Raw genomic sequence first — 25,498 nt, forward strand, 5'->3', positions numbered from 1 at the left:
ATATTTGCCAAGAGTCAATTGTTTTACTCTTATTTTAGAGGTAAGTTTGATATTATTGCAACGTTAATTTCTATTATTGATCTTTTCAAAGGCTGATTTAAAACCCATAAAACCTCGCCTTTCATGTGTAAATTCTGATTATAAAAAGGATGACATTTATATGCTAGATACTGCCCGTCAATTATTAAAAGAATATTATGGTTATGACTCCTTTCGCCCAGGACAAGAAGCTATTATAGAACAAATTTTCAGTCAAACTAACTCACTAGCTATTATGCCAACTGGTGGGGGAAAATCACTATGTTATCAAATACCTGGTTTAGTTCTAGATGGAACAACAATTGTTGTATCGCCACTTATATCTTTAATGAAGGATCAGGTTGATTCCCTTGTTGCTTTGGGAATCTCCGCTACCTATATTAATAGTTCCATTTCATCCACTGAACAGCGTGAAAGAATGAACGCCTTAAGTCTAGGCGAGTATAAATTTGTTTACGTAGCACCCGAACGGTTTGAATCCCCTTCTTTTATTGAAACAATAAGCCACATTAAGCTATCGCTAATCGCTTTTGATGAAGCGCATTGTATCTCACAATGGGGACATGATTTCAGACCTAGCTATCGTTCTGTCGTACCTATTTTAAACACCATTCCCAATTTACCGGTTGTTATTGGTTTAACTGCGACTGCCACACAAGAAGTTATTAGTGATATCGGACAATTACTTTCCGTAGATAACAATAAGGTGGTCAATACTGGATTTGCGAGAGAAAACTTATCCTTTCACTTGATGAAGGGAAGAGATAAACAAGACTTTATCCTTCACTACGCTAAAGAACATAAGCATGAATCAGGAATCATTTATGCCACAACACGCAAACAAGTTGATTCGATCCATCAAATTTTAACAAACAAAGGATTCTCGACAGCAAAATACCATGCTGGAATGTCGGAGTTAGAACGAAAGCAGTCACAAAATGCTTTTATCCAAGATGAGGCTTCCTTAATCGTAGCAACGAATGCATTCGGAATGGGTATTGATAAATCTAACGTTCGTTATGTCATTCATTATGCTCTGCCAATGAACATTGAGTCCTACTACCAAGAAGCAGGCCGTGCGGGACGGGACGGTGAACCTAGTGATTGTATATTATTGTTCTCCGGACAGGATATTCAACTCCAGAAGTTTCTTATTGATCAATCGCCGATGAATGAAGAAAACAAAACAAGTGAATATAAAAAGTTACAAGCAATGGTGAACTATTGTCATACTAATAATTGTTTGCAAACCTATATCCTTGACTATTTCAATGATCACTCCAATCCCTCAGACTGTGGCAGATGTACAAATTGTCAAAGTACTGGGGAAAAGCAGGACATGACAAAAGAAGCTCAGATGGTTCTTTCCTGTGTGAAGAGAATGGGTGAACGATTTGGAGCTGGCTTAACAGCAAAGGTATTAAAGGGATCAAAGGATAAGAAAGTAAAAGATTTTAACTTTGAAAAACTCTCTACCTATGGGTTGATGTCAGCCTATACGGAAAAAGAAATAACTAATTTTATCCACTTTTTAGTGGCAGAAGACATTCTATCTACAGGTGACCAGCGTTTTCCTACGCTAAGTTTAAACAAAAATGCGGAAGCCGTATTAAAAGGAATCAAGCAAGTTTGGATGCAACTTTCATCTGTTACCCAAGTAGTTGATGAAACTTATAATGAAAGTTTATTTAGTGAATTACGTCAATTAAGAAAACAACTTGCTGACGAACAGCGCGTTCCACCGTATGTTGTCTTTTCGGATGCCACTTTAAAGGATATGTGCAGGTACTATCCTAAAACGAGAGATGCTATGCTAAACATCAAGGGAGTAGGAATAAGAAAGTATGACCAATACGGGGAATACTTTGTGAAGCTGATAAATGAATGGACAGAGGTTCATGAAGTAGAAACTTATAGCGCTCCAACAAGAGAAGAAGTAACACCATTAACTAAAAAGAAAGAATCCGAGTCACAGCCAAGCTATCTCGTTAGCTATCAACTGTTCATAGAGGGGAAGGAAATCTCCGAAATAGCAATCGACAGAGAAGTTACAGAGCAAACAGTGACCAATCATTTATTTCAAGCCTATAAGCAAGGCATGGAATTGCAGTGGGAATTATTTTTTAATAGTGAAGAGGAACGTCAAGTATTAGAGGCAAGAGAACAGATAGAAGAACCAAAGCTAAAATTACTGAAAGAGAGTTTGCCAGAACACTATTCTTACCCACTTATTCGTGCTGTTTTGGTCAAAAACGGTATATTGTGATCATGTGATCCACCTAACATATTCGTTGGGTGGTTTTTATTTACTATTTTCAGATTTTTACGCTATCTTGATCAAGATAAGATAGTATTTATCAGGAAAATATTGTAAGATTAAGTGAATTCATCACTGATACTTTAAAGGAGCAATGATATGAAATTTTGGATTAGGCTAAATTTAATAGGAGCTTTATATGGCCTTTTACCTTTTGTGGTTTTAGAGATGATGGTCAATGTATATCGCCTTAGTAGGCTTTCAGGTTTGTCTTTAAAAACGGTTATTGTAACTATCGCTATCATTAATTTGCTTGTTATGTCTATAATAACTGCCCTCGTTTTGTTTCTAATAAAAAGGTGGATGGCTAACCGTAAATCCACTTATTGGAGTTTGCTGTTTTGGATACCTTATTTCATTCTATTTGTAATTCTATTTACCTTAACCTTTCCTATTACCGACCCTGGAGAAATCCCCAATCCTGGAATAGGATTACTTGTTATGGGAACACTAATTTTTTATCCATTTTACATGCTGCTTGTTAATTATTTTGGTTTGAATCAGAAAAACTCTACTACTAAAGCTAGTAAAGATAATAAAATGAACTTATCATAGGTTAGCAGAAGGTACTAGTAACTTTTGCCAACCTATCTTTGTATGAAAAACCAAAAAACTTATAATAGCTAAGTGAGTTTTCCCTTAAGGGATATATAAGATAGACGGAATAGGAATAATAAATAAAAACACTAGGATAATTCCTCAATTGACAAGGTTTCCACACTCTTGTTTCTATTAAATATAATGTAAATCAAAATAAACAGAATTTATACATTTGTAAACACTAAGTATACTCATTTGAAAAAGCACAGCGATTATTGAAATCACTATGCTTTATATTAATTCATATTGTTAACTCATTTTATTGTTGCACATAGATCGATACAGAACCACCGTTCACATAGAATTTGCCGAAACCATCTTGGTTTATCGTGACAGTATCTCCTCTATTACCGGTTATGTCATACCAGGTTTCTCCGGCATTTCGTTTACCTACATCCATCCATTTATAGCCACCACTACCGTCCGTCATAATTGTAGCTAATCCTGAATTAGAATGGCTATAATCCCCTTCACGAGTCCATCCAATTACATTCCAATGGTCAATATAATCATGCTGAGTTCCATAAGCATAATCTTTTCTTGCCTTTAAAATAGGATCTAAATCACTTTGAAGAGACGGAATTTCATTTGATGAGCCCCCACTAGTTCCATAATAGTCCCCATAAAAAACGGTAGGATATCCTTGATTCCTTGTCAGTATAAAAGCATAAGCAGCAGGTTTAAACCAAGATTGTACAGTAGATTCAAGAGCCTGACCTGGCTGAGAATCGTGATTTTCAACAATTGTAACTGCTTTTGACGGATGTGTTGAAACCAATGTTCCGTCCAAAATATTTCTCATATCATAGTTACCACCATTAGTAGATGCATTGTAAAAATTATAATGTAGCGGTACATCAAATAGAGACTGATTATAATTCACTTTTTCTAAGTAATTCTCAAGGGAAGATAAATCATTTTTCCAGTATTCTGCAACAGTAAACATTTCTTTACCTGTATTATTTCTAACATTATTAACCCAATTTTCTAGAAAATCATATTTTATATGTTTTACTGCATCTAGTCTGAAACCGTCTAAATTAAGCTCGTTCGCATACCAAGTTCCCCAGTTTTTCATCTCATTAACTACATCTGGATGATTATAATCAATATCCGCATACATTAAATAATCATAGTTTCCGTTTTCTGAATCCACTTCCCAATCCCAGGATTTTCCCGTTCCTCTGAATTTAAATACATTTTTCAAATGGCTTCGTTCATCCCAGTCAGTACCATCAAAATGATACCAATGCCATTTAAAACTAGAATACTTGTTATTCCGTCCAGTAAAATCGAACCCAGTCCAAGCATCGATCTCGTATTCTCCTGATATTTCACTATTTCGGTTAGTTGCATCAACTTCTACAGCTGTCACAGCTTCGGTATAGTCGGCACCAGCCTTATGATTCATCACTACGTCCCCATAAACATCAATTCCTTTGCTATGAAGAGAATTAATGGCTGATTCCAATTGTGATTTTGTTCCGTATTTCGTTCTTACTGTACCTTTTTGGTTAAATTCACCCAAGTCGTAGTGATCATAAACACCGTATCCAACATCGTTTTGGGATGTTCCCTTGTAAGGTGGTGGCATCCAAACTGCTGAGATACCAAGTTCTGCTAAATGGGATGCATCACCTGCCATTCGGTTCCAGTGATTACCATCGCTTGGCAAGTACCATTCAAAATACTGCATCATCGTTCCATTAGTGGTTGCAGCCTTCACCTCATTAGATGAGGTGGTCCAAAATATTGATAATAACAAACCAAATACTAGAGTTACAGAAAACAACGCTTTATAGGTTTTTAAAAAAATACATACCACTCCTTTTGGTGCAACCGCTTGCATTTCCATACAAAAAAATTGGAGTACACTCCTGTTACTATAAGACACATACAAAGAAAACGTTTTCAAAAATAATGATAAATGAATAACCTTATCAAGTCAACCCGTCGAGCGTAACGCTATTTTCTTACCAACCACTCAAAATTCAACGTAATAAGCACAACTACCCAACAACGATACCTCATACATCTTTCTATTAGCCTATAAGACTTTTAACCTATACGATAACTGTTCAAATGAGGAAATATGTATGATACCAATTAGATTCTCCATTGGCTAACCTTAGAGTAGAAATATTTTCCAAGTGAGTCAATTTCATCATTACCTTATAACGCAACCTTCGTCCACTCATAGTTAGAAAATGATCTAATCCAAGCCAAGTTTGTTACCAGCCCATTTAAAAGATTGCTTCAGATTAGTTGCAGGATCAACATATTTATAGAGTTTTGGATAATTAGTAGCATTAGTCCCAGAATAAGCCCCTTTCTTAAATCCGCCTAATGGAAAAGGCGATTCTATTGGGGACGCAATAAAAAAAGGAACGACCAAAGTTATTGATAAGATAGGATCATGGTTTGACTAAATAATAATTTATCCTCCCAATCCTTCTTATAATAATTGGATTCATACAAAAAGCTCTAATTTCTGAATTTGGAGGTACCACTTTGAATAAAAAGACAGATCAGAAACTAATATTATCATACATAAATAATTTCCAACCTCCTAATATTAATAGGCATAATGTTATTGCCTTTCTATTAATAGGGGTAGATATCCTGGGGGTAATACCTATCATTAGCGAACCATTTTCACCAATATTTTTCTGGTTTTCAATAATCCCAATTATTTTTGTACACCTATGGGGAATTATATACATTTTGGCTCCTTATAAACATGAAAAATCCTACTATTTATACTTTGGTATTTTAGCAATTGTAAACACATATGTCTATTTTATTGTCATTCAAAAGCTATTGTATATTCACATTGGTGTACAAGGATCCTTCTATTTTGTAATTGGAGTCCTGTTATGGATTGGTTTGCTCCTATTTTTCCAACTATTTCATTTAAAAATGTTGTATTCCGGTCGCCTTGCAAAAGGTCAGAAGAAAGGTTCTTTAGCTATAAATACAAACCCAATTATTATTGCATCAAGCTCTGGTTATGTATTGGCACAGTTTGTTATGTCTCTTAAAGCTATTAATAATATAGTAGAGATTTCGATAATAATAAGTTTATCCCTACTTTCTTTAATAACAGCTTATTTTTCTATTTTCATACACAAGTATTTCTTTATCCAAAAACACTTGGAAACTATCAAAAAACACAATCCAAGTTTTGGATTACCAAAAAAACTCAGAAAAGATGCATAGTCTCATACATTGATCTTTGAGATAAGTGAGTCCAAACTGAAAGGCAGTTATTCTTATGAATCAGTGGCTTTTATCTAACAAAGACCTTTTTCTATTAACAAAAATGTTAGGTGGAACCGTACTAATTGGTATTTCAAATCCATTTCCTAACTACACCGAGTAATCTTCTTTGTTTCCTTGCATCGAGGAAACCCACTTCGAAATGTTACTAGAAGACGCAGGTTTATGCACTTTTGCGAAAGAGGAGGGTGAATCGTTCCCCACGGAAAGCGAGTATTTTACCGCAGTGTCGCATTTACCTTCGACTAATTAAAGAGTGAAAAATTTAAATATAGTTACTACGGATTTGTCTCAACTGCTTCATAATTTTAAGCCATAAGGCATGAGAAAAGTAGAAAAACAAAAAAATGCACTAAGAGCCTGAGGAGGCGTCCTAGTGCATTTTCTATTATGCGTTAAAGTCTAATGTCCAAGTACCCTTACGGAACACCGCTTCTGATTTTCCATCAGCTGTTACGCCATCGATGTCTAAATCAGCAGATCCAATCATGAAGTCCACGTGTGTTAAGCTATCATTTACACCATGTTTATCTAACTCTTCTTCATTCATTGCCGAACCACCTTCAAGGTTCGTTGGGTATGCTTTCCCTAATGCAATGTGGCAAGAAGCATTCTCATCATAAAGAGTATTGTAGAAAATTAACCCTGACTGTGAAATAGGTGATTCATGAGGAACTAAAGCAAGTTCTCCAAGTCGACTAGCACCTTCATCTGTTTCAAGTAAATGCTTCAACGTGTCATATCCCTTTTCTGCTTGGAAATCAACTACTTTTCCATCTTTAAAAGTAAGGCTAAAATTATCAATCATATTCCCACCATATATAAGTGGCTTCGTGCTTGCTACTGTGCCATTAACACCATATTTATGCGGCATTGTAAACACTTCTTCAGTAGGCATATTAGGATTAAAATCTAAATCTGTCCCAGCTAACTTAGCCGATCCACCCTTCCAAATATGTCCCTCAGGTAATTCAAATGAAATATCTGTACCCGGTGCTTTAAATACTAATTTTTTATATTTTCTCTTGTTAAGAAATTCTCGAGCTTTTCTTAATGTTAGGTTATGTTCATCCCATGCAGCAACAGGATCTTCCTTATCAACACGTACAATCGTAAAGATCTGTTCCCATAAAGCTTCTTTAGCTTCCTCTACAGATTTACCAGGGAAGATTTTTTGTGACCAATCACCTGTTGGAATAGAAATAATTGACCAAGGAATTCGGTCATTCATTGTGTATTTACGGAATTCCTTCATTGCTTCTGCACTAGCTTTAGTTGCTTTAGCAACTTTACTTGCATCAATATCTTTAAGTAGATCTGGATTAGTTGAGCGAATCGCAAGAAGTGCAGCTCCATCTTTAGCAAAATCTAGTTGCTTATCTATTTGCCATTGTGGAACATTTGTTAAAACTTCCTCTGGCGCGTACTGATACTTCATTAGCGTTAATTCATCGTCTGCCCAGTTTACAAGTACATTCTTCGCTCCTAGTTCATAGGCCTTCTTTACAACTATTCTTGTAAATTCAGCACCTTCGATAGATGAATTAATCATCAACGCCTGCCCTTTTTGAAGATTAACCCCAGTTCTTAGCGCTAACTCAGCATATTTCTCTTGCATCTGTTTATCAGCCATGACTATCCCTCCAAAATTATGTATTCCAAATTATTATACCATAGGTGCCTGTCACCACCCGGTTTTTGTCGAATGGTGTTAGGCTTGGTTTTCTATTTCTTCGACGAGCATGGATAGTTCTGTCCAACGGTCCATTGCTGTTTCAAGCTCTGTTTCTAGTTTCTGTTGATTCTCGTAGGACCTTTGTACTTTATCCAAATCACTACCTGCGTCCACTATTTCTTGTTTAACTGATTCTATTTTCAATTCTAGATCAGTAATTCGATCTTCTATCTCATCCCAATCTTTCTGGTCCTTGTAAGAAAGCTTTTTACGTCTAGAACGAGGTTTCTCCGCTTGTTTAACCGTTTTTTGTTCTTCTTGTTGCTTCTCTTTAGCTTGCTCCATATATTCCGTGTAATTCCCAAAAAATTGTTCAATCTTACCGTCACCCTCAAAAGCAATCACTTGATCAATTACTCGATCTAAGAAATAGCGATCATGGGATACAGTAATAACTACACCTGGAAAATGATCTAAGTAATCCTCCAACACCCCTAATGTCTGGGTATCTAGATCATTGGTAGGCTCGTCTAGGAACAAGACATTTGGTTCGGCCATTAAAACACGTAACAAATATAAACGTCTTCGTTCGCCGCCCGAAAGTCTCCTTATATAGGTCCATTGTTGAGATCGAGGAAATAAGAAACGCTCAAGCATTTGTTCTGCCGTAATGACTTCCCCTTTAACAGTATGGACAACTTCAGCTTCTTCTCTAATGTAATCAATCACTCGCAGATTCTCATCCATTTCCAAATGATCCTGTGTATAATAGCCAATTTTCACAGTAGGGCCAACTTCAATAGATCCAGAGTCAGGCTCTACACGCCCCGCAATCATATTAAGGAGAGTAGTTTTCCCACTACCGTTCGGACCAATTATGCCAAGTCTATCACCAGGTACTACCAATAGATTAAAGCCGTTAATTAGTGATGTACCTTGATAGGATTTACTAATGTCCTCTATTTCCAATACTTTTTTCCCTAATCTAGTAGAACCAATTTGAAAACTAAGATCTGATTGATTTGTGTCAAAGGTTTCCTCTTTCATCCCTTCCACACGTTGTATTCTTGCCTTTTGTTTAGTTGTACGTGCTTTGGCACCGCGCTTTAACCACTCCAACTCTCGACGAAGTGTGTTACGGTGCTTTTGCTCTCTTTGAATTTCTTGTTCTTCCCGTTCTGCCTTTTTCTCTAAAAACATTTCATAATTACCGTCGTAGGCATACAAATTCCCTTTATCTAATTCATAGATACGATTCGTTATACGGTTAAGAAAATAACGATCATGTGTAACAAGAATAATAGAGCCTTTGTATTGCGGCAAAAAGATTTCTAGCCATTCAATTGTTTCATTGTCTAAATGGTTGGTAGGCTCATCTAAAATAAGTAAGTCTGCTGGTTGAATTAAAGCTCGTGCTATTGCAACGCGTTTTTTTTGCCCACCAGATAGTTGGCCAACCTGCTTATCAAATACAGTTATTCCTAGTTTAGAAAGAATAGTTTTCGCTGTCGTTATAGCATCCCAAGCATTTAGTTCATCCATTTGTTGCTGAGCTTTCAACAATCTATTTTGAAGCTTTTCATTTTCCGGTTGCTTTTCTAGATCTAGAATAGTTTGTTCATGGTTACGCATCGCAACCATAATATCAGAATCACCAAAATAGATTTGCTCTAATACTGTTAAATCCAAATCAAGCTCAGGGTCTTGGTTTAAATACTCAACATGAAAATCATTGGCATGCTTTATCGTTCCTTGTTCCTTTGACTCGATCCCAGCCAATACTTTAAGCATTGTCGATTTACCAGTTCCGTTTACTCCAATTAATCCGATCCGTTCTCTTTCTTCTATTGTAAAAGATATGGAGTTAAACAATACCTTTTCACCGTACGATTTATATAGACCTTCTACAGATAATAAACTCATATATTTCACCCTTCATTTAAAACATCTCATAGTCAAGTATAAAGCAAGCAGAACCATCTTGAAAACTTTTTCCATGCAGATGATACTTTCTTACATAAAAACCATAGGAATTGTGTTAATTCCTATGGTTTTCTTCTGCTTATTTGATAGATGACTCCAAACGGATCTACCGCTTCATCTGTCTGTTCATCTATTATTTGTCTTGCTCGTATTTGTAGCCAGTCTGATTCAGTTATTTCAACAAAGACTTTTTTCAACCCTACCACAGGATGTTTAGGTACCACAGCACTAGTTCCATTCCATGTATTTAAACCTATGTGGTGATGATATCCTCCACCTGCAACGAATAGTACTTGATCCCCCATCTCGATCATCGGATCTAAACCTAATTTATCGACATAAAAAATTCTAGCAAGTTTGGTAGATGATACATGAAAGTGCAAATGACCAATTATCGTTTTGGCAGGGAACCCTTTCCACTTCTCATTGGTGGCATTCAATAAATCCTCTGCATTTAATGGAAGTGTAGCAGCCTGAAGTTGACCATTTTCATACTGCCACGTCTCCCTTGGTCTATCCGCATAAACTTCTATCCCGATATTGTCCGGGTCCTGAAAATAAATCGCTTCACTAAATAAATGATCAGATGCACCTACTAAAGGATAGCCACTAGCCATCACGTGTTTCAGGAACGATGCCAAGTATTTACGCTCTGGAAGTAGAATAGCAAAGTGGTATATACCAGTTTCTTGCTTACCTTGTCTGCAAGCCTCTTTATTTTCATAAAGATGGATTAGTTCTGTGTTATCCGCAATACCTAATCTTGCTTCAGAGGCTGTTTTACTTAATAGCTGAAATCCCAAAACATTTGTGTAAAATTCAATTGATTTATGCAAATTGGTAATAACTAAATCAATCTGTTTTATATGGAAAGAATGGGCCATATTTACTATCACCTGCCATTATGATATAATAGATATTCAGTTACTTTTAGTAAGTTAGTTTATATAAGTAATTCCGTGGTGTCAAGTAAGTTTTGTAATATTCTTCATATAGATTATAGTATAGGGTATAGGGGTGATTCGCTATGAAAGAACTATGTCCACGATTTGAAAAAGCGATGGAGCTTTTTAGTAAAAGATGGGTAGGTTTAATATTATTTGAATTACTGGATGGATCTAAACGCTTCTCAGAGATGGAATCAGAGCTTCCAATTAGCGGTAGATTATTATCAGAACGATTAAAAATGCTAGAACAAGAAGAAATAATAGAAAGAAACATTTACTCAGAATTTCCAGTTAGAATTGAATATAAATTAACTGATAAAGGGAAAGCTTTAGAACCTGTTATAAAAGAAATTCAATCTTGGTCAGAGAACTGGGTTACTCATGAAGAAGTGGAAGTAGACAAGGAGAAGGAATAATCATTTCTTTATTCTTTATAGTTTTCAAATTCACTTTAATATGAACCAATAAACAGCCGCTCTTATTTATTATGGGCGGTTTTAATATTTAAGGGATTCGTTGCGCTTTTTTTATCCTATGGAAAATTATCTGTTTATTCTAGATGCATTTGCATATTGAACTGACTTTATAAATGAAAACAAACAAGCCATACAAATCTAGACCCACATGCACAGCTTGTTTTTAATAGTTTATTTCGATGGGTCATCGCCAAAGCGGCTTGTTTCATTCCATGGAAAAGAGGTCCCAAAAGAGCTTGCCATTTGTTTGGAGTTCTTTCTCCGCTCACGTCTTATTTCGGCACGACGGGCGGCATCCTTATGAAGCCACTTTTCATCTTCTGATTCAGGATATACTCCTGGCACTTCAGTAGGTCGCTTATTCTCATCCAATGCGACCATTGTAATAAAAGCTGTTGCACAAATTTTCCGATCCCCACTCACTAAATTTTCGGTAACAGCTTTGACAAAAACCTCCATGGACGTTTGATGCGTCCACGTCACAAAAGCCTCCAGACAAATTGTGTCCCCTTCCTTAACAGGATAAAGGAAGTCTACAGAATCAGTAGAGGCTGTCACTACTGGCCTTCGGGCATGCCTTGTAGCAGCTATGGCCGCCACATCATCAATATGTGCCATTAATTTACCTCCAAATAGCGTACCGTAACTGTTCGTATCTGGTGGCAAAACGTGTGAATTTTTAACCGTCAATGATGCCACACAAGGTTTTGGTTCCATCCATATCTTCCTTTCTTAATTAAAGTAACCCATCCTTACAGAATTGGTGAAATTAGCCGTGAAATAGACTCCTTAAATCGGATCCAAAGAGACCTTTGCTGGTAGAGTTTAAGTGTCAATTGGGAAGAATACATGATGTCCCTCGTAAATTCATTAACGAGCTGACTAGCGAGACCTTCATTATATAAAAATGCATTCACCTCAAAATTTAAACGGAAGCTACGTACATCGATATTCGCCGTCCCTACTGAAGCAATATTGCCGTCAACGACAATTGTTTTAGCATGCAGGAATCCATTTTGATAAATATAGACTGACGCACCTGCTTTAAGTAGTTCCCCTATATAAGAATAAGTTGCCCAATAGACAAAAGGGTGATCTGGTTTATTCGGAATCATAATTCGCACATCGACACCAGACAATGCCGCAATTCGTAACGCGTCCAGCAAGCTATCATCAGGAATAAAGTACGGCGTTTGAATATACACATACTCTTTTGCCGTCATAATCATCTTTATGTACCCATGCTTAATTTGCTCCCATTCTGAATCAGGTCCACTCGAAACAATCTGAATACCAACATCACCAGCAGGCTTAGAATTATAGTAGCGGTCTTCATAAACAATATCATGACGAGATGCTTGATTCCAATCCAAGATAAACCTCGTTTGCATTTGCATGACAGCACTACCCATTATTTTTAAATGGGTATCACGCCAGTAGCCGAATCGTTGATTAAAACCAAGGTACTCATCCCCTATATTAAAGCCCCCAATATACCCAATTTTCCCATCAATGATTGCAAGCTTACGATGATTACGGTAATTTATCTTTAGATTAACTTTAGGTATTAGCGGTGGGAAAAACGCCTCGACTTCTGCGCCAGCGTTACGAATTCGTTTAATGAGTTTACGACTTAATCGCCTTGAACCCATGTCGTCGTATAGAACACGTACTTTAACACCCTCTTTTGCCTTCTTTATAAGTGTATCAGCAACACGCTGACCTAATTGATCATGACGGATAATGTAATATAATAAATGGATATGATCAGTAGCTTGCTCCATATCGTTAATCAACGCATGAAACTTTTTCTCACCATCTGTGAATACCTCCACATCATTATCCTGTGTAAGAATGGCATCATCGTTTCTTAGGTGTAAATAAAACAAATCCTGATATGGATAAAGGTTTTTTTCTTTTATTTTCAACGTCCCATTATCAAGAGATCTTAACTGAAATTGAACTGCCTTTTTTACTCCCAATTTACTTTTTGTATCCCAGGTAAAAATCTTTTTGTTACTCAACTTACGTCCAAAAATTAAATATATAATAAAGCCGACAACTGGAATAAACAACAGAACCATTAGCCATGCCCACGTCGCTGTGGCATTTTTCCGCTCTAAGAAAACAATCGCAAGGGCCAATAATATATTAAAAAATAAAATAGAGCCTAAAACATAAGAAAAGATGGTCACTAATTCTGCCTCCTATTATAAATTCCCCCCTCCTAATATAGCACAATTCATTCTATCTGTTTTATTTGGAGTATTGTCTATTTTCCTTTATACCCGTGTAAGTTATACCGAATATGATCACAATATATACAAAGGAGGTTTTATCAAAGTGAACTTTAAAGATCGTACAAATCCAGAGGAAATCAAACGACAAAATGAACAGTCTGGGATGTCTTATAATGAAGCGAAAGAATATATTGCACGAACTACTGGTGGACACAATACAAAGCAGTTTAGTAATACGGATATAGAAAAGGTTAAACGAGAAATTAACGGATAATTTCCCAAGAATAAGTGTAAGGGTAATAGTTCTTTCTATACCTTTACACTTTTTCGTTGCTAATAGCTTGCATTTTCCTACGTACACTTCTAAACTTAATCATATTATTAAGGGGTAAATGAGGTTATAGTATGGACAATAAGGAATTTAAAATCGGAATTATTTATGCTGCTCTATCCTATATTTTGTGGGGATTTCTTCCGATTTATTGGAAAGCTTTTGACAATGTATCAGCTGGTGCCATACTTGCTCATCGTATTGTTTGGTCTTTTGTGTTTATGGTATTTTTACTTTTAATTACACGTAGCTGGCGTTCTTTTGTAAAAGAATGTGTACAGATTTGGCATGATAAAAAGAAACTAATTGGAATATCAATGGCAAGTCTTGTAATTAGTATAAATTGGCTTATTTTTATTTGGGCTGTTAATTCAGATCATGTTATTCAGGCAAGTCTTGGTTACTATATTAATCCATTAATAAGTATCCTTTTAGGAATGCTAGTTCTAAAGGAAAAATTAACTCGTTGGCAGGTGTTTTCTTTTATTCTAGCAGGTATCGGGGTTATCTATCTAACCTTTAACTTTGGTGTATTTCCATGGATTTCTATCGTTTTAGCCTTATCGTTTGGATTATATGGCTTATTAAAGAAAACAGTAGACATAAACTCCATGTTCGGACTAACTATTGAAACGATGATTGTCTGTCCATTTGCATTTATTTTTCTTTTAACTACACAAGTAAACGCGAGTACCTTCCAGTTTGAACACTTATGGTCAGCTACTACTGTTTTATTATTAGGATCAGGGATTGCAACTGCTGTTCCTTTACTCTTATTTGCAAGTGGGGCAAAGCGAATTCCGTTATCTATGGTTGGATTCCTACAGTATTTTGCACCAACTTTAATGTTAATTTTAGGTGTGTTTCTTTATCATGAAGTGTTTACACATGCACATTTAATTGCATTTATTTGTATCTGGACCGCTCTAGGAATATATACGGTCTCTAGAACGAAATGGTTCAATCGATTTGAACAAAAACTAGCAAGAGGAAACCGTAAGTTAAGCTAATAGGATTACCTATTAGCTTATTCTATATCTAGCTGATAATCAGCTCTTGGTTTTTTAGGACCATGAATTTTTAAAACACCATTTACGTACCTCGCTTTAGCCGTTCGTTTGTCTACAGCATATGGCAATTGAACCGTTCTTTCTGAATGGCGATAACGTCGCTCACGGTGATAGAAGTTGTAATTTTCATCATATTTCTTCATATCACTATCATCGCTAATTTGTATTTTTACACGATCACCCACAACATCAATGGCTATATCTTCCTTCTTTAAACCAGGTAAGTCAACCTTCACTACCCACTCTTCATCTGTTTCATAGACATCAACTGGAATCCGATTAGCGGCAGGCGTATTTTGAAAGAAAGAATCAATTGTATTAAGGAAATTTTTAGTTGGTTTACTATGGAAGAATTCATCCATTTTGCGCATTAAATCTGCACCCGTATCTTGGGAATTTGAATTTTTCTTCTTAGAGTACTTAGAATTTTCCTCCATTCTTTCCCCTCCTTAAAGTTCTTTTCTTTTTAGGATATGTGCATTAGCCTTAATTGTTAAAGCTATAACAAAAAATTTACAACTAGCTATAAGGTAAGATAATTGCCAGTAAATAGTTGACTAAAAGAAACGGTTACACTATAATCCAAACTAGAACGATTAAACGAATATCTCTTATCCAGAGTGGCAGAGGGACTAGGCCCTATGAAGCCCGGCAACCGTCAAGAATTATTTTGAAATGGTGCCAATTCCTACAGGTATAAACCTGATAGATAAGAGGAGGAACTGTCTTTTAAAGCCCTCTTCTCTAAGGAAGGGGGCTTTTTTGCTTTATCCTTCCACTTGCAATACCTTCTCATCTAAGAACTCCCATTGCACTCATATTAGAGGAATTTTGTTTAAAAAATATTTAGGAGGCTTTACATATGACAAAATCTTTTGATTTCCAAGGTATCGAAACAACACTACTTCACGGCGGACAACAACCAGATCCAACTACAGGTTCTCGCGCAGTTCCAATCTATCAAACTACTTCTTACGTATTTAGAGATACGGAGCATGCACAAAATCTTTTCGCTTTAGCAGAGCCTGGAAATATTTATTCTAGAATCATGAACCCTACAGTCGATGCATTTGAACAAAGGGTAGCACAACTAGAAGATGGTGTTGCCGCTGTAGCTACTTCCTCAGGAATGGCCGCTATTACTTTATCCATCTTGAATTTAGCCGGCTCAGGTGATGAAATTATTGCAGATAGTAATCTTTACGGTGGTACATATAATCTATTTTCTACTACACTACCTAAATACGGGATTAAAGTTACGTTTGTTGATGGTACCGATCCAGAAAATTACCGCAAAGCGATTACACCAAAAACAAAAGCACTCTATGGGGAAATCATCACGAACCCTAGCTTAAATGTTTTTGATGTTGAAGCAGTAGCAGATATTGCACATGAAAATGAAATTCCATTAATCATTGATAGTACGTTTGCCAGTCCTTATGTGTGCAAGCCAATTACTTGGGGTGCTGACATTGTTATCCATTCCGCCACTAAGTGGATCGGTGGGCACGGAACCTCAATTGGAGGTATTGTTGTCGATGGCGGCCGTTTCAATTGGAATAATGAGAAGTTCCCTGGTTTTACAGAACCAGATCATAGTTATCATGGTATCCATTATGGAACCGATGTTGGTCCTGCTGCATTTGCAACGAAATTACGTGTTCAATTATTGCGTGATATTGGTGCATGCTTAAGTCCACAAAATGCATTTAACCTACTACAAGGCTTAGAAACACTAAATTTAAGAATTGAACGTCACAGTGAAAATACGAAAGCTGTAGTAAGTTACTTACAAAACCATCCCCAAGTAGAATGGGTATCTTATCCTGGGCTAGAAGAGCATCCAGCACATAAATTGGCGAAGAAATACTTACAAAATAGTGATGGTTCGATTGTTGTATTCGGCATTAAAGGCGGACGTGAAGCTGGTAGAAACATTATCGATAATATTACGCTTTGGTCTCACGTTGCCAATGTTGGTGATGCAAAATCACTAATTATCCATCCAGCCTCCACTACGCATCAACAGCTTTCTAAAGAAGAACTAAAGCTAAGTGGGGTAACAGAAGAATTAATTCGTTTATCTATCGGATTGGAAAATGCATCAGACATTATCAAAGACTTGGATCAAGCGATTGCCAAAGCTACTAATACAGAACCCACAATAAAAATAACGCAGGAACAAGCGATTAAATGGGCGCTTAGCTCTCCGTTCGCAAGAGAGAATGGGCAACTTAGACAGAAAACAATTGCTGTTGTTGGCCTTGTTAACAACCCTATTGATCAAGATTACCAAGCATTGGAGAAGTTGCAAAAACTCGGTTATAAGCTAGCGCCAATTAGTACAACAGAAGACGAGATTCTAAATGAAAAAGCTTACCCAGCGATTTCAGCAATACCAAGCGAAGTAGATATCTTATATGTGCTAGACCCTGAACAGGTTGCGAACTTGGATGAAAATCAGACGAAGCTTATCTGGTTCCAATCTTCAAAGGATTATTCAGACCTTAAGGAAAAAGCGAATGCATACCAAATTACTGTTATTGAAAATTTAAATCCGTTTGATGAAGCAAATCGCCTACGAAGCAGTTCTGAAACGCAAGATGTTGTTTATAGCTAAGATGACCACAGTGGTTATCAATAGCACCAAAACATGAACTATATGTATATATGTAAAAAAAAAGCGTACTTATCTTTTTTGATAAGTGCGCTTTTACCTCTTTTCATGATGGGTGGAGAAGACTTCTAAATTACCCTAAATTTCCGTTGTACGATAACTTCTTAAGGTGGTAAAATGGATTGAACTTATCCAAGACGTTTTATGGTAAATAGTTTAGGGAAGTATATAATGATATTATAACAAATGGCAGGTGTGGTGTAGACGTGCAGGTTAAAAAAGCAATGTTCATTATTGCTGGTCTGCTCCTGGTTGGTTTCCTTATTTATATTTTTCTTCCAATATCAAATGATACTAGTACAGAAAAAACTCCATCCTCCATACTAAAAGAACAGATTGAGGAAAATCTTAATTCTGATACAAACGTCGCTGATGAGGAACAACAAGAAGAGACTGTCGATAGTGACAAACCATTAAGAGAAGAAATTAAGGACAAAGTGAAACAGGCGTTAGAAGGCGCAATTGGTTTGTTCGTAAATCAAGACCTTGATATAGTTGCGATAGGTGATTCTTTGACACAAGGTGTTGGAGATGAGACAGACCACGGAGGTTACGTTGGAATTTTAAACAATACATTTGAAAACGTTGAACAAGATATCACAATAGAAAACTTTGGTAAACGAGGCAATAGGACGGACCAATTATTAAAGCGGTTAGACAAAGAAGAGATTTCTGAATCAATACAAAAAGCAGATATCGTACTCATTACCATTGGTGCTAATGACATTATGAAAGTAGTCAAAAATAATTTTACGGACCTACGTCTAGAACAGTTTCAGACTGAGCGTGAAGACTACATTACTCGGCTTCATGACATTTTTGATAAAATTAATTCAATTAATCCTGACACCGAAATTTACTTTATTGGTTTTTACAATCCATTTGAGAGATATTTCACTGAAATTGAGCAATTAGGTTTAATCATTGATAACTGGAATGACACGAGCAAGAAGGTGGCCGAGGAATATGATAACGTTCATTATATTCCTACAAAGGATCTATTTTCTAATTCCAATCAGGAGCTATTATCAGATGATAACTTCCACCCTAATACAAGTGGATACAAACTAATAGCACAACGGGTATTGGAATACTTAAAGTCATCCATTGAAGAAGAAGCGGAATAATAGTTAAGAAGGTGACTAATGATGGAAGAACAGCAACGAAAAAAACTAACATGGAAGGTATGGTTTTTCACTTTATTAGGGATTAATGGATTTTTACTTTTACTATTTATTGCTGTACTTCTTTGGCCTGTTTCTAGATCTGATATGCCAGATAAAGAGTTTATCGAAGAAGAAGTCGGTGCTGAATTTACGATTCATTCAAGTAAGCAGAATTTAAATGAGTTAGTCAACGGCTATGTAGATAAATTTCTAAAGGATAAGGATAATAAATACACGGTTGACTTTGATGACGATGTCCATTTAATGGGGTCGATCGAGGCGTTTCAAACCGATGTTCCTATCTCGATAACATTAGACCCAGTTGTACAAGAAAATGGAGATATCATTTTAAATCCGACCGAGATGTCCCTAGGCTTGTTAAACTTACCGAAACAAAAGGTTCTAGAATATATAAAGAAAAAATTACCTACTCCAGAATGGGTAGTTATCAATCCAAAAAAAGAAAACATTTATATAGCAGTTACCCAAATGGAAGTAAAAAGTAACTTTAAGGTTAAGGTACAGCAATTTGATTTGAAGAACGACAATATCTCTTTTAGAATAAAGGTACCGAATAAGACTTTAGGGTTATAAGCTCGAAAGGGTGTATCGATATAACGATACACCCTTTCCCTTATTTTACATCTATCTCACCAATGTCCGTTACTACTTGAAGCTTTGGTCCATTGTTTCCCAATTCAACATATAGGTCATTACCAGTCGATCTACCTACACCTTCGAAATTAGATACTTCCACATCTCCTATATCACTCTTTAAGTCCAGTACCATATCCTTTGGCTTTTCAATAATAGAAACAAGTACGTCACCTATATCAGACTTTAAATAGGTATCTTTTGAAAGTTTCAGTAGATTAAGCTCAATCTCACCCGTATCTGTTTCAACGTGATAAGCTCCTTGACCTTGTGTAACCTCCACATCTCCCACGTTAGAAATTAGCTTAGCGTTTTCACTTGTGACTTGATCAAGCTCAGTATCACCAACATCAGAGGTTGTGTACAAATCAGATACGTTTACATTTCCTATTTGAATATCTCCCACATCAGAAGTGACCTCGATTTGTTCATACACTTTTTCTGGAAGGGAAAGATAAAGATCAACTGAACCCGTATTTATAAAAGAACCAAGTGAAAAGTTAAACCCAAAGTTGCTTTCTTTTTGTGTTTTTAACGTAACATTTAATACCTTGTCGTTCTCTTTAACTTCGAATTCCATGTCATCTATTGGTTGTTTCGTCGTATTCAACTTCACTGTGATCTTATCCCCGTCACTAGGTAATACATGGAGATCCGCTACATCTACATTGACTATTATATTTTCAATATCCTTTGCATCTATTTCCTTCGTTTCGGTAACCTTTTCCCCTTTAGTAACCGTAATTAATTGTTTACCATAGATGACGGAACCGATCACGCCTATAATCAAACATATAAACGCACTTAATGCTACCTTTTTCATAGAATCACCCCTTTATGATTCGAGCGTTGAATTTAAAATATGCTGCAAAGCCTTTAAATAAGTACTTACCTACATAGACCATTGCAATGGTAAGAAGAACTCCTAAGCTACATAGAGTAAGAACAACAAAGAACTCTGCCACCATATTGGTTACGGTACCGAAGACGATCGAACCAACCCAAGCAATTGGTGATAATGACAACGAAACACCTACTGCAAAAAATGAGATATAAACTCCTATAATTCCTACCGCTGGACCTAATACAAATATTAGGTTAAAGAGAAACAAGGCACACCCTGCAATTATTGCCCGTGCAATATTCGTATCTGAATGAGATGCCCTAGGTCTTTCTGTTTGTGGGTGTGTTGCTTGGTAGTCTAGCAACACATCCCGGGCCATTACCTTCGGGCCGCCTAATTCCATAGCCACTTCATTCTCGGTTTTACCATCTAAGTCACCAAGTACAAAATGCTCTTCCACTTCATGCAAAATTTCAACTCGATCTATTTTCGGTATTTTTCTTATATGGTAATCTAGCTCTCTTATAAATGCCTTTTTATTCATTCGACTATCCTCCTTTTTTAATTTTCAATTAGAGAATTTTTGTAAGCATAGATAGCGGCCTGTGTTCTGTCTTGCACCTCTAATTTGCTTAAAATATTACTTACATGAACCTTTGTTGTTTTTAACGCAATAAACAATTCGTCAGCAATTTCTTGGTTTGTTTTCCCTTGTGCGATTAGCAACAATATTTCCATCTCTCGTGTCGTGAGAGATTCATGAAGAGCCAGATCGCGTTTTTTCCGCATTTTCGTTAACACTTTACTGGTAACTTCCGCTTCGAAAACAGATTCACCATTGTACGTATCCCGAATCGCATTTGCAATTACACTAGCCTTGGAAGTTTTTAATATATAACTAGTTGCTCCAGCCTCCAATGCAGGATATACCTTATCATCGTCAATAAAACTGGTCACAATTAAAATCTTAGCTTCTGGCCAGGCTTCCACTATTTGCTTCGTCGCTTCAATACCATCCATTTCGTCCATCACCAGGTCCATCAGAATAATATCCGGGCGCATTTCTAGCGCAAGCTCCACTGCCTTTTTTCCGTTTTCCGCTTCAGCAACTACTTCAATATCCGCTTGTGTGGATAGAAAAGCACTTACTCCGATTCTTACCATTTCATGATCATCAACAAACAGTACCCTAATCACGGTTTTCATCACCTTCTGTTTCAATAATTGGAACGCGAACTTCTAATCTGGTACCTTTATTCGGAATACTTATCATTCTAAAATCTGCACCTATTTCTGCTGCTCGTTCTCTCATATTCATCAAACCATATGAGCTTGCCTGGTCTTCATCAACTTGAAATCCTACCCCATCATCAACAACCCGCAGTATGACAAAGTGGTCTCTTTCTATGAGAAGAACATCGAGTGCATGTGCTTTAGAATGCCTTAATGTATTGGAAACGGACTCCTGTAAAATTCTGAAAAGGTGATCCTCTACTCCTTTACTCATCTTTACATTTTCCATTTCCCAGGTTACTTCAATCGGAACCTTCATCTTTAGTTCCTCCAACAGCTGTTCCATTCCATCTTTTAACGATTTATCTTTTAAAGCAATTGGCCTTAAATGAAGGAGCAAAGCTCTCATTTCAAGCTGTGCTTGCTGAATCATTGCTTCAATTTGTCTTAGCTGCCTATTAAAAAGTTGATCAGTATCTGCATATGCTTCATTTACTGCCGAAACCATCATAGATGCTGCGAACAATTCTTGACTAACGGAGTCATGTAGCTCCCTTGCTAACCTATTTCGCTCTTCGGAAATTACCTTTTCAATCTGTTGCTCTTGATCCTCGACTCGCTCATTAATTAGTTTCTGCGTTCTCTTTTTCTGATCTAGAATATATGTTTGAACTTGATGTAGTTTTTCAGTAATGGGAGACAACTCCTCAAAGGAGGAAAGTTTTTCGGTGATAGGGGTAGTGTTTGCTTGCTGAACACTCTCGACTGCTTCTTCTAAAAGGGAGATGCGTTTGCTCCAAGTAACCGCTATAATCAGCCCAACCAACACTCCTATTAAAATATTTAAAATAGGTACTACTAAAATAAACGGAAGCTCCAACACTGTTCTTTCCCATAATTCACTCCAGTAGTCGAAAGGAAACGCTAAAAACACGATTGCTAACAGTGTTATGGAAAATAGAAAGCTGATGATAATACTAAAGGTAATCGATCTTGTGATGACAGAACTCATCCTCTTTTCACCTCTACCTTCCCAACGAGCATCGAGGTGAAAATACGTACTTTTTGTTTGGATGTACTATAATTAGGTGTTTCCATGTGTAGGACCTTATTCCATACATTCGCTTCCAAATAATTTAGAATTTGGATTGAACCGAAAACGACTGAATGATGCACACTCACTTCCACATCATAAGGGACAAGAATTTGTACATTCCCAACTAAATTACGAATCACCATTACAGGATCATCTTTAGGAATCACGGTGTAGTTTAGATCGACCACAATATCTCCTATTCCAGATTGGATATTAACATCACGCCATTCATAAGCCCGTTTTCTTGTTCGCTGTTGCCCAAACCATTTATTTGAAAACAAAATATCCTGGTGAATGACACCTTCATCGCTACTATTTTCTGAAAACTGTGGCTGATAGAATGTTGGTTCTTGCTTGGAGCGATACCACTTATAACAAAAGTAGATTACTGCTGTCATAATTAAAAACCGGAAAGCAATTGTGTTGATTAACATGATAAATAGAGCAACAATGCTAATCCAAAACATGAATTTGCCCCGCGGTCGGTAATAGGAACGTTTGCCAAAAAATAGACCAGCTCCACATAGCGCTATTAAAAAGAGAAGAGCTGTATCAAGGAAGATCACTTCCACTAAAAATAGAATAATAGTTGCCATTAACAATATATCTACGATGTTCATCTTATTACTATTTAACATAGGCTTCTCCTCTTTACATTCAGTGTTTATTAGGACTAGAGGTCAACTGCCTCTAGTCCCTAATAGCTTACCATGAATCTATTTCGAAGTAGAAACACTTTTTTCCAATTCAGCAAACCTTGCATCAAGTGTGTGGAGTCTGTAGTCTGATTGCACTTGATTTTCAATTCGTTCAATGTAGCTTTCTAGCTCACTAAATTTTGCCGCACTCTTTGACGCGATATCCGCGTGAAGCACCTTATTCATCCCTTTATGCGCTCTAGCGATATTTTCCCGGTTTTTCAGCTCCATACGTTTAACATAAAGATCCTTCAATTTATGCTTCATTTGCACATATTTAGCTTCAAGCGCTTCTAGTTCCTTAATTGTTTTATCATTGATTTCGTTTAGACGACTAACACGTGCTTCAAATAATTGTTGTTCCTGAGAGGCTTGTTCATGCAACTCTGTTTCATTGGCTTCTATTGCCAGGTTAGCCTGACGCGTTCTTTTTTCCAGCATCATTTTTGCTTGATTTAATTCCTTGGAAATTTCTTGCTTAATAACATATTGTTTTTCAACTAAATGCTTCATACGACGAACCTCTTGCTCACATTCCCTCACGTACTGGTTAACGTGTGAAATTGGGTTCCTTTGTTCCTTTTGATCTAATAATTCATGAAAATCAGCCGCTACCGTGTCTTTAATTCTTGTAAATAAGTTTGCCATTTGTTTAATCTCCTTTTATTATTAAAATTTATCTGTTGCGAATAACTCATCTTCCATGTATCTATCTTTCTTGTCTTGTTTCCATTTTTTATAAGTATAGTAAAGCACCACAAAGGAGGCGACGCCGATTAAAGCTGGGATGTTAGAGAACGAAATCGCTAAGCTTATTAGTATGACTAATCCCCATAGTACCTTCCCCGAAACGGAGTATGCCAAGATGAACTTTTTTGTTGCGTAGTAAGCGATACAAATGCTTACAGCTAACATAATCATTGGTCCTAGGTTTGCCAAGGTGATAATCGCCGCGATGATTCCTAGTACTACTAGTAAAAATGTTTTCATGTTTTATTCCCTCCTTTCTTTCATGTTTCTATCATATCCTGAACCCTTGGTCTGGATAACGGGCTTGAGCTATATTTGTGACTAGGACTTGAGGCTTAGCGCCTAACTTTGAGTGAGGAAAGGTACTTTTATGCAAGAACATTAGCGCAGAGCGACGGTTAGCGACGCAGGACTGGGACTCGAAACAAGTAAAACACTTGTTTCTGCGTTGATTACTCCAAGTAGCGTGCGGTTACTCGTCCAACCGGAAACATTGGACTGGGCCATAGGAGATAAAGGCAACACAGTGAACGAAGTGATTCCAGAAATTCGACTGAGCGTAGAATTGTTATCGTACTGAGGCGAGGGAAGGTCTCGCTAGTCGCTGGCAACTAGGGTGGATGAGGCTGATTTTGCATGTTATCCACATTTCACAGATTTTCTAAACAATAAAAAAAACTTGGTTTGTTAGACCAAGTTAAGTTGCTTTTCTGTGATAATGGTTGAGGCTGATTCTGCTGAAGTAAGATAAGATGATAGATCCCCTTGATAGATTAGTTTAAGTTGATACCATTGCCTTAAATCCTGGGGCTTCGTTAAACAGTGAGGTTTTTTATTTTCATAAATACCACAGTCTGAAAGAATCGTTGCGATAAATTGGGAGCAGAAAAAGGCATTTTTTCTTTCCAGCTCTTTGTTGATAAACACTCCGAATAATCCCAATACATTATATCTATATTCACTTTTATTAGCTTCCATCTCATAAATAATCTTACGTATTTTATTAAACTCTAGATCAGATACTGAAAAACTATAAACTGCACACTTAGCTTTATTAAAAAAAGGTATACGAAGATCCTCTTTAACAAAACCACCAATGAAAGGATTGCGTGGACTCTTTCTACCGAAGCTATACACTTCCTGTAACCCCTCATCCAATGCAATCGATGCGTGATTTAAAGTAGAATTCGTGCAAATATTTATTGCACGAGTAAGTAATGTGCCTGTATCTGAAAAGAGAAGATATACTTTCCTTGTGCCCATCCTATTCCCCCCAAGAGAGCCATTCTCTTTACTATCTGCTAGCAACAGTACGATTTTAGATTGTACTTAGCCAACGACTTGAAAATTGATTGTTGTTCTTAATATAGTATATAGGTTGGAATCTGGCAAGAAGTGGATTTTTGGAAAATGATTTTCACAA

Annotated in this window: 24 protein-coding genes and 1 riboswitch; of the genes, 9 read left to right on the forward strand and 15 right to left on the reverse strand. The window is 36.6% G+C overall.

All coding sequences use genetic code 11. The annotated features are described in order from the left end of the window. Positions 1-160 precede the first annotated feature (160 nt). Together recQ and H7K77_RS01355 are read left to right on the forward strand one after the other, a co-directional pair. A complete protein-coding gene (recQ, locus tag H7K77_RS01350) occupies positions 161-2,305 on the forward strand; it encodes a DNA helicase RecQ (RefSeq protein WP_186575920.1) in 2,145 nt (714 codons plus the stop codon). A gap of 150 nt (positions 2,306-2,455) precedes the next feature. Next, positions 2,456-2,911 (forward strand): hypothetical protein, encoded by a 456-nt coding sequence (locus H7K77_RS01355; RefSeq protein ID WP_186575921.1) that lies wholly within the window; start codon positions 2,456-2,458, stop codon positions 2,909-2,911. Between the two features lie 304 nt (positions 2,912-3,215). Here H7K77_RS01355 and amyS read toward each other — a convergent pair whose 3' ends face one another. Beyond that, positions 3,216-4,805 (reverse strand): alpha-amylase, encoded by a 1,590-nt coding sequence (amyS, locus tag H7K77_RS01360; protein ID WP_186575990.1) that lies wholly within the window; start codon positions 4,803-4,805, stop codon positions 3,216-3,218. Positions 4,806-5,467: 662 nt separating this feature from the next. On the opposite strand from amyS, the gene H7K77_RS01365 reads away from it, so the two are divergent. Then, positions 5,468-6,175: a hypothetical protein gene (locus H7K77_RS01365; RefSeq protein WP_186575922.1), complete on the forward strand. Its 708-nt coding sequence runs from the start codon at positions 5,468-5,470 to the stop codon at positions 6,173-6,175. A 448-nt stretch (positions 6,176-6,623) separates the two neighbouring features. Here H7K77_RS01365 and H7K77_RS01370 read toward each other — a convergent pair whose 3' ends face one another. From H7K77_RS01370 to H7K77_RS01380, 3 genes are all read right to left on the reverse strand, one after another. Further along, the gene (locus tag H7K77_RS01370; protein WP_186575923.1) at positions 6,624-7,868 is read right to left on the reverse strand and encodes an aminopeptidase; all 1,245 of its coding nucleotides are present in this window, start codon (positions 7,866-7,868) and stop codon (positions 6,624-6,626) included. Between the two features lie 78 nt (positions 7,869-7,946). Continuing rightward, positions 7,947-9,833 (reverse strand): ABC-F family ATP-binding cassette domain-containing protein, encoded by a 1,887-nt coding sequence (locus H7K77_RS01375; protein ID WP_186575924.1) that lies wholly within the window; start codon positions 9,831-9,833, stop codon positions 7,947-7,949. 122 nt (positions 9,834-9,955) lie between these two features. After that, on the reverse strand, positions 9,956-10,777 hold the full coding sequence (locus H7K77_RS01380; protein WP_186575925.1) for a VOC family protein: 822 nt from the start codon (positions 10,775-10,777) through the stop codon (positions 9,956-9,958). Positions 10,778-10,920: 143 nt separating this feature from the next. Here H7K77_RS01380 and H7K77_RS01385 point away from each other — a divergent pair, with 143 nt between their 5' ends. Then, positions 10,921-11,256 carry a winged helix-turn-helix transcriptional regulator gene (locus H7K77_RS01385; protein ID WP_186575926.1) on the forward strand — a complete coding sequence of 112 codons (336 nt, stop codon included), beginning with the start codon at positions 10,921-10,923 and terminating at the stop codon, positions 11,254-11,256. Positions 11,257-11,487: 231 nt separating this feature from the next. Here H7K77_RS01385 and H7K77_RS01390 read toward each other — a convergent pair whose 3' ends face one another. Together H7K77_RS01390 and cls are read right to left on the reverse strand one after the other, a co-directional pair. Further along, on the reverse strand, positions 11,488-12,033 hold the full coding sequence (locus H7K77_RS01390; RefSeq protein ID WP_186575927.1) for an acyl-CoA thioesterase: 546 nt from the start codon (positions 12,031-12,033) through the stop codon (positions 11,488-11,490). A gap of 35 nt (positions 12,034-12,068) precedes the next feature. Further along, on the reverse strand, positions 12,069-13,511 hold the full coding sequence (cls, locus tag H7K77_RS01395; RefSeq protein ID WP_186575928.1) for a cardiolipin synthase: 1,443 nt from the start codon (positions 13,509-13,511) through the stop codon (positions 12,069-12,071). Positions 13,512-13,659: 148 nt separating this feature from the next. On the opposite strand from cls, the gene H7K77_RS01400 reads away from it, so the two are divergent. Together H7K77_RS01400 and rarD are read left to right on the forward strand one after the other, a co-directional pair. Beyond that, the gene (locus H7K77_RS01400; RefSeq protein WP_186575929.1) at positions 13,660-13,830 is read left to right on the forward strand and encodes a gamma-type small acid-soluble spore protein; all 171 of its coding nucleotides are present in this window, start codon (positions 13,660-13,662) and stop codon (positions 13,828-13,830) included. A gap of 131 nt (positions 13,831-13,961) precedes the next feature. Then, positions 13,962-14,897, forward strand: a complete 936-nt coding sequence (gene rarD / locus H7K77_RS01405) for an EamA family transporter RarD (RefSeq protein ID WP_186575930.1) — start codon at positions 13,962-13,964, stop codon at positions 14,895-14,897. A 17-nt stretch (positions 14,898-14,914) separates the two neighbouring features. On the opposite strand, the gene H7K77_RS01410 is transcribed toward rarD, so the two are convergent. Then, positions 14,915-15,394 (reverse strand): Hsp20/alpha crystallin family protein, encoded by a 480-nt coding sequence (locus tag H7K77_RS01410; protein ID WP_186575931.1) that lies wholly within the window; start codon positions 15,392-15,394, stop codon positions 14,915-14,917. 171 nt (positions 15,395-15,565) lie between these two features. Further along, positions 15,566-15,673: riboswitch (SAM riboswitch) on the forward strand. 146 nt (positions 15,674-15,819) lie between these two features. On the opposite strand from H7K77_RS01410, the gene H7K77_RS01415 reads away from it, so the two are divergent. The 3 genes from H7K77_RS01415 to H7K77_RS01425 all read left to right on the forward strand — a co-directional run bounded on the left by H7K77_RS01415 (position 15,820) and on the right by H7K77_RS01425 (position 19,394). Then, complete coding sequence (locus H7K77_RS01415) at positions 15,820-17,577, forward strand: PLP-dependent aspartate aminotransferase family protein (RefSeq protein ID WP_186575932.1); 1,758 nt, start codon at positions 15,820-15,822, stop codon at positions 17,575-17,577. A gap of 263 nt (positions 17,578-17,840) precedes the next feature. Continuing rightward, positions 17,841-18,761 carry an SGNH/GDSL hydrolase family protein gene (locus tag H7K77_RS01420; RefSeq protein ID WP_328700990.1) on the forward strand — a complete coding sequence of 307 codons (921 nt, stop codon included), beginning with the start codon at positions 17,841-17,843 and terminating at the stop codon, positions 18,759-18,761. A gap of 18 nt (positions 18,762-18,779) precedes the next feature. Further along, the gene (locus H7K77_RS01425; protein WP_235988796.1) at positions 18,780-19,394 is read left to right on the forward strand and encodes a YpmS family protein; all 615 of its coding nucleotides are present in this window, start codon (positions 18,780-18,782) and stop codon (positions 19,392-19,394) included. A gap of 40 nt (positions 19,395-19,434) precedes the next feature. On the opposite strand, the gene H7K77_RS01430 is transcribed toward H7K77_RS01425, so the two are convergent. The 8 genes from H7K77_RS01430 to H7K77_RS01465 all read right to left on the reverse strand — a co-directional run bounded on the left by H7K77_RS01430 (position 19,435) and on the right by H7K77_RS01465 (position 25,338). Further along, complete coding sequence (locus H7K77_RS01430; RefSeq protein ID WP_186575933.1) at positions 19,435-20,277, reverse strand: DUF4097 family beta strand repeat-containing protein; 843 nt, start codon at positions 20,275-20,277, stop codon at positions 19,435-19,437. Positions 20,278-20,281: 4 nt separating this feature from the next. Continuing rightward, on the reverse strand, positions 20,282-20,842 hold the full coding sequence (locus H7K77_RS01435; RefSeq protein WP_186575934.1) for a DUF1700 domain-containing protein: 561 nt from the start codon (positions 20,840-20,842) through the stop codon (positions 20,282-20,284). A gap of 17 nt (positions 20,843-20,859) precedes the next feature. After that, on the reverse strand, positions 20,860-21,495 hold the full coding sequence (locus H7K77_RS01440) for a response regulator (protein WP_186575935.1): 636 nt from the start codon (positions 21,493-21,495) through the stop codon (positions 20,860-20,862). Further along, positions 21,488-22,543, reverse strand: a complete 1,056-nt coding sequence (locus H7K77_RS01445; protein WP_186575936.1) for a sensor histidine kinase — start codon at positions 22,541-22,543, stop codon at positions 21,488-21,490. Before H7K77_RS01445 ends, H7K77_RS01440 begins: the two co-directional genes overlap by 8 nt. Continuing rightward, positions 22,540-23,265 carry a cell wall-active antibiotics response protein LiaF gene (gene liaF, locus H7K77_RS01450; RefSeq protein WP_186575937.1) on the reverse strand — a complete coding sequence of 242 codons (726 nt, stop codon included), beginning with the start codon at positions 23,263-23,265 and terminating at the stop codon, positions 22,540-22,542. Before liaF ends, H7K77_RS01445 begins: the two co-directional genes overlap by 4 nt. A gap of 78 nt (positions 23,266-23,343) precedes the next feature. Then, the gene (locus tag H7K77_RS01455; protein WP_186575938.1) at positions 23,344-23,973 is read right to left on the reverse strand and encodes a PspA/IM30 family protein; all 630 of its coding nucleotides are present in this window, start codon (positions 23,971-23,973) and stop codon (positions 23,344-23,346) included. A 21-nt stretch (positions 23,974-23,994) separates the two neighbouring features. Further along, positions 23,995-24,315, reverse strand: coding sequence for a lmo0954 family membrane protein (locus H7K77_RS01460; RefSeq protein WP_186575939.1), 321 nt, complete (start codon positions 24,313-24,315; stop codon positions 23,995-23,997). A 447-nt stretch (positions 24,316-24,762) separates the two neighbouring features. Further along, positions 24,763-25,338 (reverse strand): hypothetical protein, encoded by a 576-nt coding sequence (locus tag H7K77_RS01465; protein ID WP_186575940.1) that lies wholly within the window; start codon positions 25,336-25,338, stop codon positions 24,763-24,765. Positions 25,339-25,498 lie beyond the last annotated feature (160 nt).

Origin of the sequence: Aquibacillus kalidii, assembly GCF_014280935.1 — a bacterium.
Taxonomy (GTDB): Bacteria; Bacillota; Bacilli; order Bacillales; family Amphibacillaceae; genus Aquibacillus_D; species Aquibacillus_D kalidii.